This is a genomic window from Bacillus sp. FJAT-29937 (assembly GCF_001509555.1).
Classification (GTDB): Bacteria; Bacillota; Bacilli; order Bacillales; family Cytobacillaceae; genus Cytobacillus.
Window position 1 is genome coordinate 226529 of sequence record NZ_LMAS01000002.1, and the last position, 14759, is coordinate 241287.

A 14759-nucleotide genomic window follows, 5' to 3' on the forward strand; every position below is an offset into this window, starting at 1 on the left:
TCAAATTGGTATTTTTAAAATTCGTGAAGATATTGGGAGCATAAGGAAAAGTGCCTATAGGAAATTAGATAGCATAGAGGTTGGAGCTTTCTATCTAACTATTAATATATGAATGAAAATATGGTAAGATACAAGAGGAAAACCTAAGTATGTGTTTCCACAATTATAGGTTTATTCATAGAAAGCAGGATGTAAATGGGTCTATTTATTTTGAAGCGGTTTGCTGAATCAATCGTAGTTTTACTCATTGGCAGCATGCTTTGCTTTATATTTATTCGGATGCTGCCAGGGGATCCGGCAGCTGCACTTTATGGGGAACAGCTCCAGAAAATGAGTGAGGCGGACAGGTTTCGCATTACAGAAAACCTTGGACTTCATGATCCGCTCCCGGTCCAATATGGAAAGTGGCTTTCCCAGATTTTACACGGTGAATGGGGGCAGTCCTTCATTTCTGGGGAAGATGTGACCTTATTTGTTATCAAAGCGCTACAGCCTACATTTATTCTCATGATGTCATCCCATTTGATTATTTTTTTGCTTGCTGGCGTGTTTGGTGTCGTATCCGGATTGTTTCGGCGATCTTTTTTTGATCAAGTGATTACATGGGTAAGCTTATTATTTATGTCCATACCGCCTTTTTGGTTCGCACTTATGCTAATGCTTTTTTTCTCCGTCTATTTAGGCGTACTGCCGACTTCCGGAATGGGGGAAGGAGGATGGGGCGAACAACTTCGATATTTACTTATGCCTTCATTAGTCCTCGCTTTATCACATGCCGGTTATTATATCAGGCTCCTTCGAAATCATATAAACATAACGAAAGATAATGGATTTATATTTGCTTTAAAAGCTCGGGGTATTGAGGACCGTAGAATTTTGTTGAATCATTTGCTGCCGAATGCTTCAATCCCTTTTCTATCCTATACAGGAATGTCACTTGCTGTAGCGCTTGCCGGTTCTGTTGTCATAGAAACTATTTTTTCGTGGCCAGGCCTTGGCAGACTATCTTTAAAGGCTGCCCTTGCACATGATTACCCTGTATTATTAGCCGTCATTTTATTAAGTATGGTTTTTGTCATTGCGATAAACTTGTTGGTTGATCTCCTTTGTGCATGGATGGATCCTCGCCTGCGTTCCCAGCTGCTTGAGGAGGGAAAAAAATGAAAATAAAACGTCAGTGGAAGCTTATTATGGCAACTTCCTCTTTTTTGCTTCTTATTTTTTCTGTCTGGATGGCACCTTTTCTTACATCTTATGACCCGCTGTCTATCAAGATGGATCACGTTCTTCAGCCCCCTGGACCAGAACATTTATTTGGAACAGATGAACTTGGGCGGGATGTTTTAACACGTCTTTTGTATGGAGGGCGTGTATCTCTCTTAGTCGGTGCTGCCGCTATGACCGTTTCAATTGTTATAGGGGTTAGTTATGGAGCGATAAGCGGTTTTGCTGGTGGTGTCATGGACCAGATCATGATGCGGATTGTGGATGCTGCTCTAAGCTTTCCTTCACTGCTTCTCATGATTATCTTGCAGCTCCTATTTCCTAATGGGATGATGTCTATTATTCTAGTGATTAGCCTGACAAGCTGGATGACTATTGCTCGTCTTGTCCGAACAGAAATAATGACGATGAAGAATGAGATCTTTATTCAAGCTTCAACCGTGATCGGCGCTACACCTTTGCAATTATTGCACCGGCATATGCTGCCGCAATGCTGGCCGACCATCGCTGTCCTAGCCGTCAGCGGAATCAGCCATGCTGTCCTTGCCGAAGCAACACTAAGCTTCCTTGGAATTGGAATTCCTCCACATGAACCATCATGGGGAAATATGCTGATGGGTGCACAAAGTTATTTACTGGGAGGTGCTTGGTGGATAGCTTTATTTCCAGGAATTTGTATAACCTTTACCGTCCTTTTCATTACATTTGCAGGAGATGAGTTGCAAGATCGCTTAACCGGTCCACAGTTCAGAAATGGAGGAAAATATGACTGATTATCTTCTTAAAGCAGAGAATCTTACAATCTCTCTTCATGACATAAATTTAGTGGAAAATGCTTCTTTTCACATCCGGAAAGGAACGATCACAGCACTCATTGGAGAGAGCGGCTCTGGTAAAAGCTTAACTGCAAGGGCAGTTATTGACCTGCTGCCTCAGGAAGTAACGGTTACTTCAGGTTCTGTGACATTTTCAGGGGAAAATGTGCAAATGATGAGTGGTAAACGGAAACGGGAATATCGCGGCAAAAATCTAGGTTTTGTATTTCAGGATACATGGCAAACCTTCGATCCGCTTAGAACGATTGGATCCCATTTTGTGGAGATCTTCATGACCCACACTTCCATGAAGAAAAGGGAGGCTAAAGAAGAAGCGATCAAACTATTGCGGCTAGTGAGGATGAAGGACCCTGTGCATGTTTTCCGTTCATATCCACACGAATTATCGGGAGGCATGAGACAGCGTGTTCAAATGGCAATAGCTATTGCATTGAATCCAACGTTGTTAATCGCTGATGAACCAACGACTGCCCTTGACATGAAGATTCAGTTTGACATCCTTTCAATTATACGTGAATGGCAGGAAGAATCAGGCGGAACCGTTCTATTTATTACACATGACTTAGGTGTGGTGGCTGAAATGGCCGATGATGTGATTGTGATGAGCTATGGACAAGTCATAGAACAGGCATCAGCTGAAGAGTTATTTGCAAATCCTAAGTCGGATCAAGCCAAAGATCTGCTGGAAAATTATCGGCTACTCTCGAATCCACCCATGGTTTATCCTATCAAAGAAAAAAATCCAATCATGCGAATAGAAAATGTCTCTAAAACATTTCACAAGAAAAAGTGGTTTCGATCAGATAAATTCGAAGCTGTCCGAGATGTGACGCTGAAAATTCATGCTGGAGAAATAGTTGGATTAATCGGCGAAAGCGGAGGAGGAAAAAGCACTCTTGCCCGACTTATGCTGAGCCTTGAGACATGCAGCAAGGGATCGGTTTCGTGGTATGGCCAAAAAGAGCTGCGCAGAGGTGTTCAATGGGTGCATCAGGATCCGATAGCTTCTTTTGATCCTCGCTGGACAGTAGAGAAAATTGTTGGTGAAGGATTTGACTACTGGAAAAAAGGCGAAGGAAATAAAAAAGAGGAAGTAGAAGCTGTTTTACAGAAAGTTGAGCTCCCTCCATTTGCTATGTCACTATATCCTCATGAGCTTTCTGGCGGGATGAGGCAGCGTGTTGCACTTGCCAGGGCACTTCTAGTGGAACCAGAGCTCATTGTGTTGGACGAGCCATTTGCCAATCTGGATATGAGCTCACAAGCAAGAATGATTTCATTAATCCAATCATTGAATGAACTTGACGAAATGGCTATTTTTTTTATTTCGCATGATATCCGCGCAGCGATGGCGCTTTGTCAGCGTATTTTTGTCATGAATGAAGGAAGGATTATTGAAGAATTGCCTTCAGACAAACTTTGCCAATCTAATAACGAATACACACAAGAGCTATTATCTTATATGCCGATATTCATTCCTTCTAAAAGAAGGGTGAAAAGAAATGAGAGGGAAGAGATTCATGTATAAAAAACTAATTTTAGCGATCGTTTCTATTTTTAGTCTTATTGTTTTAACGAGCTGCAGCGGAGGCAATTCAGAACAAGCTCAAACATCCAAAAAGAAGCAACTCGTTTATGGCACGGAATCAGAAATTGAAAAAGTGAATCCTGTTCTAGATGAGAGCCAGGAAATTGATGCCCTTCTTTTCCGCGGCTTAACCAAGCCAGATGAGAATAATGGCGTAAAACCAGATTTAGCGGAGAGTTGGGAAATTTCTCAGGACAATATAATCTACACGTTTAAGCTCCGTGAAGACGCTAAATGGCAGGATGGAAAACCGGTAACGGCTGAGGATGTTGCTTTTACCTTTAATAAAATTATAGACCCGTCTACAAATACACCTATTTCAGGTGAATTTAATGAAATTAAGTCAGTTGAAGCTGTAGGAGATTTTGAAGTAAAAATAACTCTTCATCGTCCTTTTCCGCCTCTTTTGGATAAGTTGAAAATCGGCATTGTGCCTGCGCACATTTTGCGTGATGAGAATCTAAATGAAACTGATTTTAATCAACATCCAATTGGTAATGGCCCATTTAAGCTAAAGGAGTGGAAAAACGATCATACGATTGTGCTGAAGCGGAATGATGATTATTACGGACAAGCGCCGAAGCTAGATGAAGTGGTTTTCAAAGCTGTACCGGATGCCAATACACGCGCTTTACAGTTGAAAACGGGAGAAATCGATTTAGCATTATTGGAGCCGAATCAGCTGGCAGGCGTTAAAGAAACAGATCCTTATGCGGTGCATGAAGTATCAACAGCGGATTATCGAGCTGTGATGTATAATATGCGTTTGCCGCTTTTTCAAGATAAACGTGTCCGCCAGGCAATGAATCTTGCGGTAAATCGGGAAGAATTAGTCAAAGGGGTACTAGCTGGGAAGGGAGAGCCTGCATGGGGACCGTTGCAGAAATCTTGGGCAGGAGTCCCGCAAAAAGAATGGTATTCGTACAATATTGAAAAAGCGCAGCAGCTTTTGGCTGAAGCCGGCTGGGTAAAAGGATCAGATGGGATCTTAACAAAAGACGGAAAACGATTTGAATTTGAACTTGTTTCCCCGATCCAAGATAAAATTCGTGTCGCACTTGCGAATGTCGTTTCTGAACAGTTAAAGCCGCTTGGTATAATGGCAGTGCCGAAACCTGTTGACCGGAATGCCGTGAAATATGATGGGGAAGAGGCATTAATTATTGGCTGGGGAAGTGAGTTTGATCCAGACGATCACACATTCCGTCTTTTCCATAGCAGTGAAATTGGCGATGGGCAATATAATTTTGGGGCCTATCAAAACCAACAAGTCGATGAACTTCTTATGAAGGCTCGTACAGCAACGAATATCGATGAAAGAGAAGCCTACTATAAAAGTTTCCAGGAGGAGCTGGCAATCGATCCTCCTTATAATTTTCTAGTTTATCTCGAAGCACTATATGGAGTTAATAAAGACGTAACGGGCATCAGTACCCGCACATTGGGACATCACGGGTTCGGTGTCTTATGGAATATTGAAGAGTGGGATAAAAAATAAAAAGTGAAGGGACGGCTCTTGTGCTCTCGAAGCCCGAGACCGTCCCTTTGTTATTCTTCACTCTTTGTTTGTTTCGCTACTTTTTCATGGATTTCTGATTCAATCGCTTCAACATGCTCTTCTTCAAGCTTATGGTGAGGGTGGGGATGGAACCATTGAATTTCTCCTTCGTGTACAAACCCTTTGAATGCAGCACCGTGGACTTGCAGTGTGAATGCTTGCCGCTCATGAATCCGGTCTTCAAATGCTGGCATTAATTCCAACTCTTCAACCCCGCCTGAAACTCCATTTTGTCTTAATAATGAATGTATTTTCGTCTCGATCGTATCTACCTTATCTTCACCAATCATTTGCTTTGGGTGTGGATGAAGCCATTGGATCTCACCCTCATGATAATGCCCTTTATATTCTCCGCCTTGCACCTTAAACGTAAATGCGTGTCGCTCATGTGGGCGGTCCTCGTAAAGTTTTTCGACCTCAAAATCTTCAATTACTGGTTTTTCCTTTTTATCTTCAGGCATACTTAACCTCCTCTGCAGGCTCTTTGCTAAAGTTTTTCCTAGCTTAAACGAAATATTCATTTATTACAAGGGAAGTCAAGCAATTCCGCAAAAAAAGAGCCCGGATTCCTATTTTCAAATCCGGGACTTTAGTATTAATATTTTCTTAAAGATTTAGGAGTATGATGAAACCATTTTTCGTTAATGAGACGATGACAATGGATGAAAATTCGTTCGATAATTTGGGTCGAGTTTGCAAGAGCTCGTACACTAAATCCCGGCACTTCAAGTTTAGAAATGCCGAATTTAATGTTTTCTTCTTCCATTTTTATCGTTTCAAAAATTTCATCCAGCAGCCCGCTATCCGTTTGTTCACCGATTACGATCATCGACCCTAGATGCGTATATCCTTCCATAAACCCTATCTCAGTTAATTTTTGCTGAGAGGGGATCAGCTTTATGTGATCAAATACACCGAGTTGATCATCTAAATAAATCTCCGTAATTAATTGAATAGAATTATAGGTGAACTTTTCCCCGTTCGGAGACCAGCCTGGGGTCAAAATGTCTGTATAAAGAAACGTTGCGCCTTTTTCCATATGAATGACAGTTTTTTGCTTATAACGAGCATGCTGATAAGCAATTAAGGGATCAGGAAGATATTCTAAATAACTGCCTTTCTTGAGGGATATCTCTGTCTCCTGATAAGCATGGTCATTCGGTGTCTTATAAATCTTTGTTGCTGACTGTGTCGTTAAAGTAGCTTTGGCGCCTTCATCGATAGATATTTTCATTCGGTACCGGTCGCCGTCTAAAAAGCCGCCGCCAGGATTTAAAAGATAGTAGCAAACCTGTCCTGAATCATCATGGTAAACCGGCCGCATCACCTTAAATGCACCTTGAAAATACACATTTTTAGCAACAGTTTTCCCATGTCTGTCTTCAAGATCTAAAGATAACTCGCCAGTCCAGTCTGTCATCTTACTCTAATCCTTTTAATAAAGCATTCTTCTTAATCCATTCAATCACTTCAGGGAGACCTTCATCCTTTTTTAAATTTGTAAAAAAGAAGGGTTTGTCTCCGCGAAAAACCTTCGTATCCTGAGCCATTACTTCGAGGCTTGCACCGACAAAAGGAGCAAGATCAGTTTTGTTAATGATGAATAAATCAGATTTAATCATCCCTTGCCCGCCTTTGCGCGGAATTTTCTCACCTTGTGCAACATCGATAATATAAATCGAGAAGTCTACTAGCTCAGGGCTAAAAGTGGCTGCAAGATTATCTCCGCCGCTTTCCACAAAGATAAGCTCGACATCTGGATGGCGCTCGATTAACTCATCAATGGCAGCGAAATTCATTGAAGCATCTTCGCGAATTGCTGTATGGGGGCATCCGCCAGTTTCAACCCCGATGATACGATCCTCAGGCAATACACCGTTCTGAATTAAAAACTTCGCGTCCTCTTTTGTGTAAATATCATTCGTGACGACCGCCATTTTTATTTCATCGGCAAGATGACGGGTTAATTTTTCGATCAGCATTGTTTTTCCTGCTCCGACAGGTCCTCCAACTCCAATTTTAATTGCTTCCATTCAAACACTTCCTTTATAGCTTTTATAAAATTTCACGACATAAAAATTCGAATATTCACTCGTTCGTGATTCATTTGAGATAGTTCAAGACCAGGGGAAACGATGCCGAAATCATCTTCGGGGAGGTGAAGGATTTTTTCAACTGCCCGTGTTAATTCCGGCTGAAATTTATGTGTAATGACTTGTCCCGCAGTTTGGCCTAACGGAATAGCTCGTACGGCGTTTTGAACCTGGCTGGAAACGGCCGAGTACAAATAATAAAGAATGGCATCCTGCTTCGCCACACCAAGGCCATGTGCAACTATGGCAAAAACAATGGATGGGTGACCGGATGACTGTTTCTTTGTAACTCTAGCTTTATATTGCGAGAGAATTTCCATCTCATATAAAGATTCCGTGAGCTTTAGCATTCGCGATCCGATCATTTGTGTCCCTTGACGCGTCTCTCTCGGCAAGTTTTGGACGGTAATGAGACGATCAAGATCCCATATTTTTTGAAAATTTTCCTCAATGAGAGCATCAAAAGTAATACGGCAAGCAAGCCCGTCCGTATAAATAAGCTGCTCATGCAAATATACTTGCAGCCATTGGAAAAAAGTTTCTGAATCCTTCACTTTCTCTTCCTGGATGTAACTCTCTAAACCGAAGGAGTGGCTGAAAGCTCCTGTAGGAAAATTAGAGTCACAAATCTGAAACAGAGAGAGAATTTTATTATCCATGGCTGTGACCTATATGGCGGAATGCTTGCTTTACTTTTCGATCTTCGCGTTTAAAAGGAATACCAAGCTCTTGCAGAAGTTCTTCAACTAAATAGTCATATTGAACGAGCATATCATTTTCTTCAAATTGTGCCGGAAGATGACGATTGCCAAGCTGATGAGCGATTGTACCCATTTCCTTTATGCTTCGCGGGCTGATGACGAGCAGATCATCTGACAGTACATCAATGACAATCATATTTTTATCGTCCATGTACAGAACATCGCCAGCTAGAAGGTCTCGCTGCTCTTTCAAACGTATGCCAATCTCTTTTCCATGGTCCGTTTTGACTCTCTGAATGCGTTTCACTAGATGTGCGCTTTCTAAGTACACCTTTTCGATATGGCGCTTTTTAATTTCTTCTTGATCCATTTTTTCTAAGTTTGTAACAACCTTTTCAATTATCAATCATTTCACCTCAGAATAAGAAATATCGCTGTCCCATTGGCACAGTATCCACTGGGTCACAAGTTAGCAGCTCACCATTTACTTTCACTTCATATGTTTGTGGATCGACCGTAATATCTGGTGTTTCTGAATTTAATTTCATATCTTTTTTAGATAAAGTCCGAATTCCACCCACAGGGAGAATCATTTTTTTCAGGCCAAGCTTTTCATGAACACCATCATCAAAGGCAGCTTGGGAGATGAAGGTGATAGAACTTTTTGATAAGGCAGTTCCGAATTGGGCATACATCGGTCTATATATAAATGGCTGTGGAGTCGGGATAGACGCATTAGAATCTCCCATCAAACCTGTTACAGCAAGGCCGTTTTTCAGGACCATTTCAGGCTTTACTCCGAAAAATTTAGGAGACCAAAGAACTAAATCTGCTATTTTCCCGATTTCGATTGAGCCGACATGGTTGGAAATTCCATGCGTAATCGCTGGGTTAATCGTATATTTTGCAATATATCGTTTTGCACGGTTATTATCTGCATACTGACTGTCACCAGACATAATGCCTCTTTGCTTTTTCATTTTATCGGCAACCTGCCAAGTGCGCAGAACGACTTCACCTACTCGGCCCATTGCCTGTGCATCGGAGCTGACCATACTAAACACACCCATATCTTGAAGAATATCTTCTGCGGCGATGGTCTCTCTTCTAATTCTTGAATCGGCAAACGCGATATCTTCCGGAACAGAAGGGTTTAAGTGATGGCAAACCATGACCATATCAAGATGTTCGTCAATTGTATTAACGGTATATGGAAGGGTCGGGTTGGTTGATGAGGGCAGGATGTTATGGTATCCCGCAGATTTGATTAAATCGGGGGCATGTCCTCCGCCAGCTCCTTCTGTATGATACATATGCAGAACACGATCTTTCACAGCAGCCATGGTCGTTTCCATAAACCCGCTTTCATTCAATGTATCTGCATGCAGGGCAACTTGAATATCATATTCGTCTGCAACCCTTAGTGCATAATCTAGGGATGAACCGGTGGCTCCCCAATCTTCGTGTACTTTAAGTCCGATCACGCCAGCCTTTACTTGCTCTGCTAAAGGCTCGATGGATGCAGCATGTCCTTTGCCAGTAAAGCCAACGTTAATTGGAAGACCTTCAGCAGCTTCTAGCATACGGTGTATATTCCATTCACCTGGAGTAACAGTCGTAGCACGCGATCCGGCTGCAGGTCCAGTTCCTCCGCCAATTAATGTCGTCGTTCCAGAAGTTAAAGCCGTTTGCACTTGTTCCGGATTAATAAAATGCACATGAGTATCAATAGCACCGGCTGTCACAATTAAGCCTTCTCCAGCAATAATTTCAGTCGCTGCACCAATAATAATATCAACATTATCCATGATAAGCGGATTGCCGCTTTTACCAATGCCGAAAATCTTTCCATCTTTAATGGCAAGATCCGCCTTATAAATTCCAGTGTAATCAAAAATAACGATATTTGTGATGACTGTATCTGCCACACCTTCTCCGCGTGTTGCAAGAGGGTGCTGCCCCATTCCGTCACGAATCACTTTCCCGCCGCCAAAAACAACTTCTTCTCCATAAGTTGTATGATCTTTTTCAATTTGAATAAACAGACCGGTATCTGCTAGACGGATAGAGTCACCTGTTGTAGGCCCGAACATTTCAGCATATTGCTTTCTGGACATTTTAAAACTCATCTATTACCCCCACTTTCTAATGAGCCATCTACTTTATTATTGAAACCGAAAACGCGGCGTTCGCCGGCAAAATCAATAAGATGGATTTCCTTTTCATCTCCAGGCTCAAAACGCACAGCAGCTCCTGCAGGGATATTTAATCTTTTTCCATAAGCTTTTTCCCTCTCAAACTGAAGAGCCTCGTTTACTTCGTAAAAATGAAAGTGTGAGCCTACTTGAATAGGGCGGTCCCCCGTATTTGTAACAGGAATAATAATGACTTCTTTGCCTTCATTAATGATAATATCTTCTTCTTGTAAGATGTATTCTCCAGGCAGCATGTAACGAACCTCCTTTTATCTGATTGGACTATGGACAGTAACCAATTTCGTTCCATCCGGAAATGTCGCTTCAACTTGAATGTCAGGAATCATTTCAGGGATTCCATCCATGACATCTTCTCTTGACAAAATCGTTGCTCCATACTCCATAAGTTCCGCGACTGTCTTCCCATCCCTCGCTCCCTCTACTACTTCATAAGTAATTAGAGCAACAGCCTCCGGATGATTTAATTTTAATCCTCTTTCCTTCCGGCGTCTTGCAAGGTCAGCAGCCACTACAATCATGAGCTTGTCAATTTCTCGCGGCAATAGATGCATAATATAACCTCCTTCTATCATTTAATCATTAAAACTTCAGGGACTGATTTCTCAATTATTTTCCACATGAAAAACCGCGGCATGCTCCCTACTAGAAGGATTCTAGCATAAAGAAATTTGAAGGTGAAGGTAAACACTTTTATTTATGAAAAACACGATTTTTAAGGAAAAAAGTGACTTATCCCACTAAAGTATATCCAATTCACGGATAGATTAAATCAGAGTGTTGGATATTTAGGACAATGGGACTCTCTGCTGAGTGGTTAAGTTCCTTATAGGCAATAAGGTTTTGTTTTATGTGTGTTGACATATCATATTATACGCCATATAATATCATTAACATATATACTATACGAGATATAATATAAGCCGTAATATAATATGATCATTGGAGGTGCAGCTATGTCATTTCAACTTGGATCAGCGCTACTTGATGCCTGTGTACTTGCAATCTTAGCGAAAGAGGATGCTTACGGATATTCGCTGACCCAGGAGGTTCGCGAGGTGATGGATATTTCTGAATCAACACTTTACCCTGTACTGCGCAGATTGCAAAAAGGTGAGTATTTAACAACCTATGATCAGCCATTCCAAGGAAGAAACCGAAGATATTATCGAATTACAGATAGCGGCCGAGCTAAATATGAAGAACTGCTTAGGGATTGGACAGATTATAAAATTAAAATTGATACGGTTTTACTAGGGGGATTAAAAAGTGAATAAAGATTCGTATTTAAGGGAATTGCAGCGCAAACTTAGAAAGTTGCCTGATGAAGAAGTGAATGCAGCGTTAGATTATTACAGTGAATATTTTGATGAAGCAGGAGAAGAAAATACTCAATTTGTAATTGAAAAATTAGGTTCGTCTGCCCAGGTTGCCTCACAAATATTAGCCGATTATGCAGTAAAAGGATTAGACGCTGATTCTGAATCTGCTAAAAAAGGGATTTCTGCTATTTGGTTTATTATTCTAGCGATTCTTGCTTCACCGATTGCTTTGCCATTGGTCATTGCTGTTTTTGCTCTAGTTTTTTCCGTAGTAATTGTGTGTGCGGCATTTATTTTTACCTTCTTTACAACGATCGCAGCATTAGCCTTATCCGGAATAGTCAGCATAGTAGCCGGCCTCTCAGTTATTGGGCAGCATTGGCAGACTTCTCTTTTCTTTGTAGGATCGGGGTTGATTGCCTCTGGAATTGGCATTCTATTATTCTCGCCGCTAGTATCCATTACCAAAAGTACGAGTTTAGCCTTAGCAAAATGGCTGAAGAGGTTATTTGATAAAGTGGCGAGAAGACGTAAGGAGGCGATTTAATTGAAAAAGAAGATGAAAGTAATGACAATGGCTGCTAGCTGGATGCTTGTCATTGGCATCATACTTGCGATCATTGGCATTAGCGCTGGAGCAAAATTCGGGATTACTAATACGAAGGATGGATTTAAAGTATTAGGACTTGAAGATCAAATAATAGAGGAATTGCCTTTACCTGCTTTTACAAAGATTACTAGCAATCTCAATGATGTCGATATTGAAATTATTCCTTCAAATGAATATAGATTAAAGATTGAAAGACAAAAAGAAATAGAAATCAGCCACAAAGTTGAAAATGATACGCTTGTCATAGAAGAAAGTAAGCGGAATGTCCCACTGTTATTTATAAATTTGACTTTTACTAGCATCCCGGACAACGCCATCAAAATCTATGTTCCAAAAGAAGTAATATTCTCAGAAATCCTCTTAAATAACCAATTTGGCGATGTTCGATTAGAAGGAGTAAATAGTAATAAAATTAACATTGATTCAAATGATGGGGATCTTATTTTCAATGACGTGCAAGCTAATAATTTTAAAATTGTTAATCAGTATGGGGATATTAACGGAAGAAATGTGACTACAAAAGAACTAGTCATTGTGCTGAACGATGCCGATGCTGAGTTTGATAAATTGAACGCAGCATCGACTGTTTTGAATAATCAATTTGGCGATATCACTTTCCGAAACTTTAGCAGCGAAGGACTGAATATTCAAAGCAATGACGGAGAAATTGCCATCCATGGTTTACTCCTTGGAGCCTCCACGATTCATTCCAACTTTGGAGATGTTCAGGTGCACCTCCTAAATAAGGAGTTTGAAATAAGCTATAGCATCCAAAATAACTTTGGGGATATAACCGTCAATAATAATGACTATGAAACACATGCTACATATACTGTAAACTCAGGTCACGAACTAAATATCACTGCCAATGATGGCGATGTGGAAGTTACGTTTTAATTGGAATCATTGGATGTAGAAAGTTTGTAAACAGCATTTTTATTAGCAGACCAAATCGCATATGATTTGGTCTTTTATTATTCTTGTTAGGCCTTTAGTCAAAAGGTATATAGCCATGTCCTCTAGAATCTTTAAATTCAATACCTTGCTGAATGTAAAACATGTCTATCTACCAATAGAAATTAACAACCTAATCTAGTATTCTTTAAATACTAAAAAAAATAAAGCATACGAAACATTTAGTGTGAAAATAATAGAAGAGAAATCGGGAGGTATGTTTATGTTAGAATTCGAGGGATATGTAGATCAAAACGCCAAAATTAAGGTAATTGGAGTTGGCGGCGGGGGAAACAACGCCGTGAATCGTATGATTGAGGACGGTGTGAAGGGCGTTGAGTTTATTGCCGTTAATACAGATGCTCAGGCTCTTAAACAGTCGAGGGCAGAGATCACGATGCAGATTGGCTCTAAGTTGACAAGAGGCTTAGGAGCGGGGGCAAACCCTGAGGTAGGAAGGAAGGCTGTTGAAGAAAGCAAAAAGCAAATCCAAGAATTATTAAAAGGCGCTGACATGGTTTTTGTCACAGCTGGAATGGGTGGCGGTACGGGAACAGGTGCAGCGCCTGCTATTGCGAAAATAGCCCGTGAGCTTGGCGCCTTGACGATTGGAGTCGTCACGCGACCATTCAAATTCGAAGGGCGCAAGCGTGCGGCCAATGCAGCAAGTGGCATAGAATTCATGAAGGAAGCCGTAGACACCTTAATTATTATTCCTAATGATCGCCTGCTAGAAATCGTTGATAGAAAAACCCCTATGGTTGAAGCGTTCCGTGAAGCAGATAATGTCCTTCGTCAAGGGGTTCAAGGGATTTCCGATTTAATCGCTTTGCCCGGTTTGATCAACCTTGATTTTGCAGATGTAAAAACGATTATGTCCAATCAAGGAACAGCCTTAATGGGAATCGGTTTAGCTAAAGGAAAAGATAGAGCCATTGAAGCCGCAAAGGCAGCCATTGAAAGTCCTCTACTCGAAACATCTATCACAGGAGCCCGCGGTGTATTAATGAACATTACAGGCGGCAGCGATTTAAGCCTATTTGAAGTCCAAGAGGCCGCAAGCATCGTCTCTTCTGCTTCAGACGATGAGTTAAACATGATATTTGGTTCTGTCATTAACGAGAATTTGAAGGATCATATTTTAGTAACCGTGATTGCTACTGGATTTAAAGAGAAGGAATCTCCATTAACAAAACCATCTCCCTCTTCAAAAGAAGGGATATCGATCTCGCGTCTAGAAGTACAACAAGCCCACAGTCATCGAGGCGAACGTGACGAAGCCCCTCATAATGATAGAAAACAACCGCAACCGTCAATCGAATCTCTTGATATACCTGCCTTTTTGCGAAATCGGAGAAACCGGTGATTGGGAGATTTTGAGGATTTTGTGTCATCATCATACACTTTAGTTTGTCTGAGATTTGAAGATGGTTGGTATGTTGGTGAACGCATTCTTGAACACGCTGAAAACAGCGTGTTTTTTTCTGTAAATGGTAATTACTTCGGAAGGGTTGGTAAGTGGGTGGCCAAAGGGCTGTGAGTAATACAGGCTATTGACCCTCAGCCCTTTAATATTGTACCTGCAAAGGTCTGTGCAAGCCTCTTTAATTAAAGAAGAACACAATGCATTTGCACGTGTTCTCCAACCTTTTCTTTAAAT

The 14759-nt window shown here is 41.1% G+C and carries 17 protein-coding genes; 9 read left to right on the forward strand and 8 right to left on the reverse strand.

Annotated elements, in window-relative coordinates; all coding sequences use genetic code 11:
* The first annotated feature begins 195 nt into the window (after positions 1–195).
* From AR328_RS04820 to AR328_RS04835, 4 genes are read left to right on the forward strand one after another with little or no spacing between them, the layout of a single operon-like run.
* On the forward strand, positions 196–1164 hold the full coding sequence (locus AR328_RS04820) for an ABC transporter permease (RefSeq protein ID WP_066290915.1): 969 nt from the start codon (positions 196–198) through the stop codon (positions 1162–1164).
* A complete protein-coding gene (locus AR328_RS04825) occupies positions 1161–1997 on the forward strand; it encodes an ABC transporter permease (protein WP_066290919.1) in 837 nt (278 codons plus the stop codon). Before AR328_RS04820 ends, AR328_RS04825 begins: the two co-directional genes overlap by 4 nt.
* The gene (locus AR328_RS04830; protein WP_066290926.1) at positions 1990–3588 is read left to right on the forward strand and encodes an ATP-binding cassette domain-containing protein; all 1599 of its coding nucleotides are present in this window, start codon (positions 1990–1992) and stop codon (positions 3586–3588) included. Before AR328_RS04825 ends, AR328_RS04830 begins: the two co-directional genes overlap by 8 nt.
* Complete coding sequence (locus tag AR328_RS04835; RefSeq protein WP_066290930.1) at positions 3581–5146, forward strand: ABC transporter substrate-binding protein; 1566 nt, start codon at positions 3581–3583, stop codon at positions 5144–5146. The genes AR328_RS04830 and AR328_RS04835 overlap by 8 nt, the downstream gene beginning before the upstream one ends.
* A gap of 50 nt (positions 5147–5196) precedes the next feature.
* On the opposite strand, the gene AR328_RS04840 is transcribed toward AR328_RS04835, so the two are convergent.
* The 8 genes from AR328_RS04840 to AR328_RS04875 form a co-directional block, all read right to left on the reverse strand.
* The gene (locus AR328_RS04840) at positions 5197–5667 is read right to left on the reverse strand and encodes a DUF5342 family protein (RefSeq protein WP_066290935.1); all 471 of its coding nucleotides are present in this window, start codon (positions 5665–5667) and stop codon (positions 5197–5199) included.
* A 134-nt stretch (positions 5668–5801) separates the two neighbouring features.
* Positions 5802–6626, reverse strand: a complete 825-nt coding sequence (locus tag AR328_RS04845) for an urease accessory protein UreD (protein WP_066290939.1) — start codon at positions 6624–6626, stop codon at positions 5802–5804.
* A gap of 1 nt (position 6627) precedes the next feature.
* The gene (gene ureG / locus AR328_RS04850; RefSeq protein WP_066290946.1) at positions 6628–7239 is read right to left on the reverse strand and encodes an urease accessory protein UreG; all 612 of its coding nucleotides are present in this window, start codon (positions 7237–7239) and stop codon (positions 6628–6630) included.
* Between the two features lie 32 nt (positions 7240–7271).
* Positions 7272–7958, reverse strand: a complete 687-nt coding sequence (locus AR328_RS04855) for an urease accessory protein UreF (protein ID WP_066290948.1) — start codon at positions 7956–7958, stop codon at positions 7272–7274.
* A complete protein-coding gene (gene ureE, locus AR328_RS04860) occupies positions 7951–8370 on the reverse strand; it encodes an urease accessory protein UreE (protein ID WP_442854434.1) in 420 nt (139 codons plus the stop codon). The genes AR328_RS04855 and ureE overlap by 8 nt, the downstream gene beginning before the upstream one ends.
* A 46-nt stretch (positions 8371–8416) precedes the next feature.
* Positions 8417–10129 carry an urease subunit alpha gene (gene ureC, locus AR328_RS04865; protein ID WP_066290964.1) on the reverse strand — a complete coding sequence of 571 codons (1713 nt, stop codon included), beginning with the start codon at positions 10127–10129 and terminating at the stop codon, positions 8417–8419.
* On the reverse strand, positions 10126–10449 hold the full coding sequence (gene ureB / locus AR328_RS04870; RefSeq protein ID WP_066290967.1) for an urease subunit beta: 324 nt from the start codon (positions 10447–10449) through the stop codon (positions 10126–10128). The genes ureC and ureB overlap by 4 nt, the downstream gene beginning before the upstream one ends.
* Positions 10450–10464: 15 nt before the next feature.
* Positions 10465–10767 carry an urease subunit gamma gene (locus AR328_RS04875; RefSeq protein WP_066290969.1) on the reverse strand — a complete coding sequence of 101 codons (303 nt, stop codon included), beginning with the start codon at positions 10765–10767 and terminating at the stop codon, positions 10465–10467.
* A 402-nt stretch (positions 10768–11169) separates the two neighbouring features.
* Here AR328_RS04875 and AR328_RS04880 point away from each other — a divergent pair, with 402 nt between their 5' ends.
* The 5 genes from AR328_RS04880 to AR328_RS22495 all read left to right on the forward strand — a co-directional run bounded on the left by AR328_RS04880 (position 11170) and on the right by AR328_RS22495 (position 14639).
* Entirely contained in the window at positions 11170–11490 is a 321-nt protein-coding gene (locus AR328_RS04880) for a PadR family transcriptional regulator (RefSeq protein WP_066290971.1), read from the forward strand.
* Positions 11483–12082 carry a DUF1700 domain-containing protein gene (locus AR328_RS04885; protein ID WP_066290974.1) on the forward strand — a complete coding sequence of 200 codons (600 nt, stop codon included), beginning with the start codon at positions 11483–11485 and terminating at the stop codon, positions 12080–12082. The genes AR328_RS04880 and AR328_RS04885 overlap by 8 nt, the downstream gene beginning before the upstream one ends.
* Entirely contained in the window at positions 12083–13042 is a 960-nt protein-coding gene (locus tag AR328_RS04890) for a DUF4097 family beta strand repeat-containing protein (protein ID WP_066290978.1), read from the forward strand.
* 280 nt (positions 13043–13322) lie between these two features.
* On the forward strand, positions 13323–14465 hold the full coding sequence (gene ftsZ, locus AR328_RS04895) for a cell division protein FtsZ (protein WP_066290980.1): 1143 nt from the start codon (positions 13323–13325) through the stop codon (positions 14463–14465).
* Positions 14466–14639, forward strand: coding sequence for a hypothetical protein (locus tag AR328_RS22495; RefSeq protein WP_156422648.1), 174 nt, complete (start codon positions 14466–14468; stop codon positions 14637–14639).
* The last annotated feature ends 120 nt before the right edge of the window (positions 14640–14759 follow it).

Bases quoted from the DNA above. Each gene is read 5' to 3' on its own strand.
- AR328_RS04820 (WP_066290915.1), top strand. From the start codon at position 196: ATGGGTCTATTTATTTTGAAGCGGTTTGCTGAATCAATCGTAGTTTTA.
- AR328_RS04825 (WP_066290919.1), top strand. From the start codon at position 1,161: ATGAAAATAAAACGTCAGTGGAAGCTTATTATGGCAACTTCCTCTTTT.
- AR328_RS04830 (WP_066290926.1), top strand. From the start codon at position 1,990: ATGACTGATTATCTTCTTAAAGCAGAGAATCTTACAATCTCTCTTCAT.
- AR328_RS04835 (WP_066290930.1), top strand. From the start codon at position 3,581: ATGTATAAAAAACTAATTTTAGCGATCGTTTCTATTTTTAGTCTTATT.
- AR328_RS04840 (WP_066290935.1), bottom strand. From the start codon at position 5,667: ATGCCTGAAGATAAAAAGGAAAAACCAGTAATTGAAGATTTTGAGGTC.
- AR328_RS04845 (WP_066290939.1), bottom strand. From the start codon at position 6,626: ATGACAGACTGGACTGGCGAGTTATCTTTAGATCTTGAAGACAGACAT.
- ureG (WP_066290946.1), bottom strand. From the start codon at position 7,239: ATGGAAGCAATTAAAATTGGAGTTGGAGGACCTGTCGGAGCAGGAAAA.
- AR328_RS04855 (WP_066290948.1), bottom strand. From the start codon at position 7,958: ATGGATAATAAAATTCTCTCTCTGTTTCAGATTTGTGACTCTAATTTT.
- ureE (WP_442854434.1), bottom strand. From the start codon at position 8,370: ATGGATCAAGAAGAAATTAAAAAGCGCCATATCGAAAAGGTGTACTTA.
- ureC (WP_066290964.1), bottom strand. From the start codon at position 10,129: ATGAGTTTTAAAATGTCCAGAAAGCAATATGCTGAAATGTTCGGGCCT.
- ureB (WP_066290967.1), bottom strand. From the start codon at position 10,449: ATGCTGCCTGGAGAATACATCTTACAAGAAGAAGATATTATCATTAAT.
- AR328_RS04875 (WP_066290969.1), bottom strand. From the start codon at position 10,767: ATGCATCTATTGCCGCGAGAAATTGACAAGCTCATGATTGTAGTGGCT.
- AR328_RS04880 (WP_066290971.1), top strand. From the start codon at position 11,170: ATGTCATTTCAACTTGGATCAGCGCTACTTGATGCCTGTGTACTTGCA.
- ftsZ (WP_066290980.1), top strand. From the start codon at position 13,323: ATGTTAGAATTCGAGGGATATGTAGATCAAAACGCCAAAATTAAGGTA.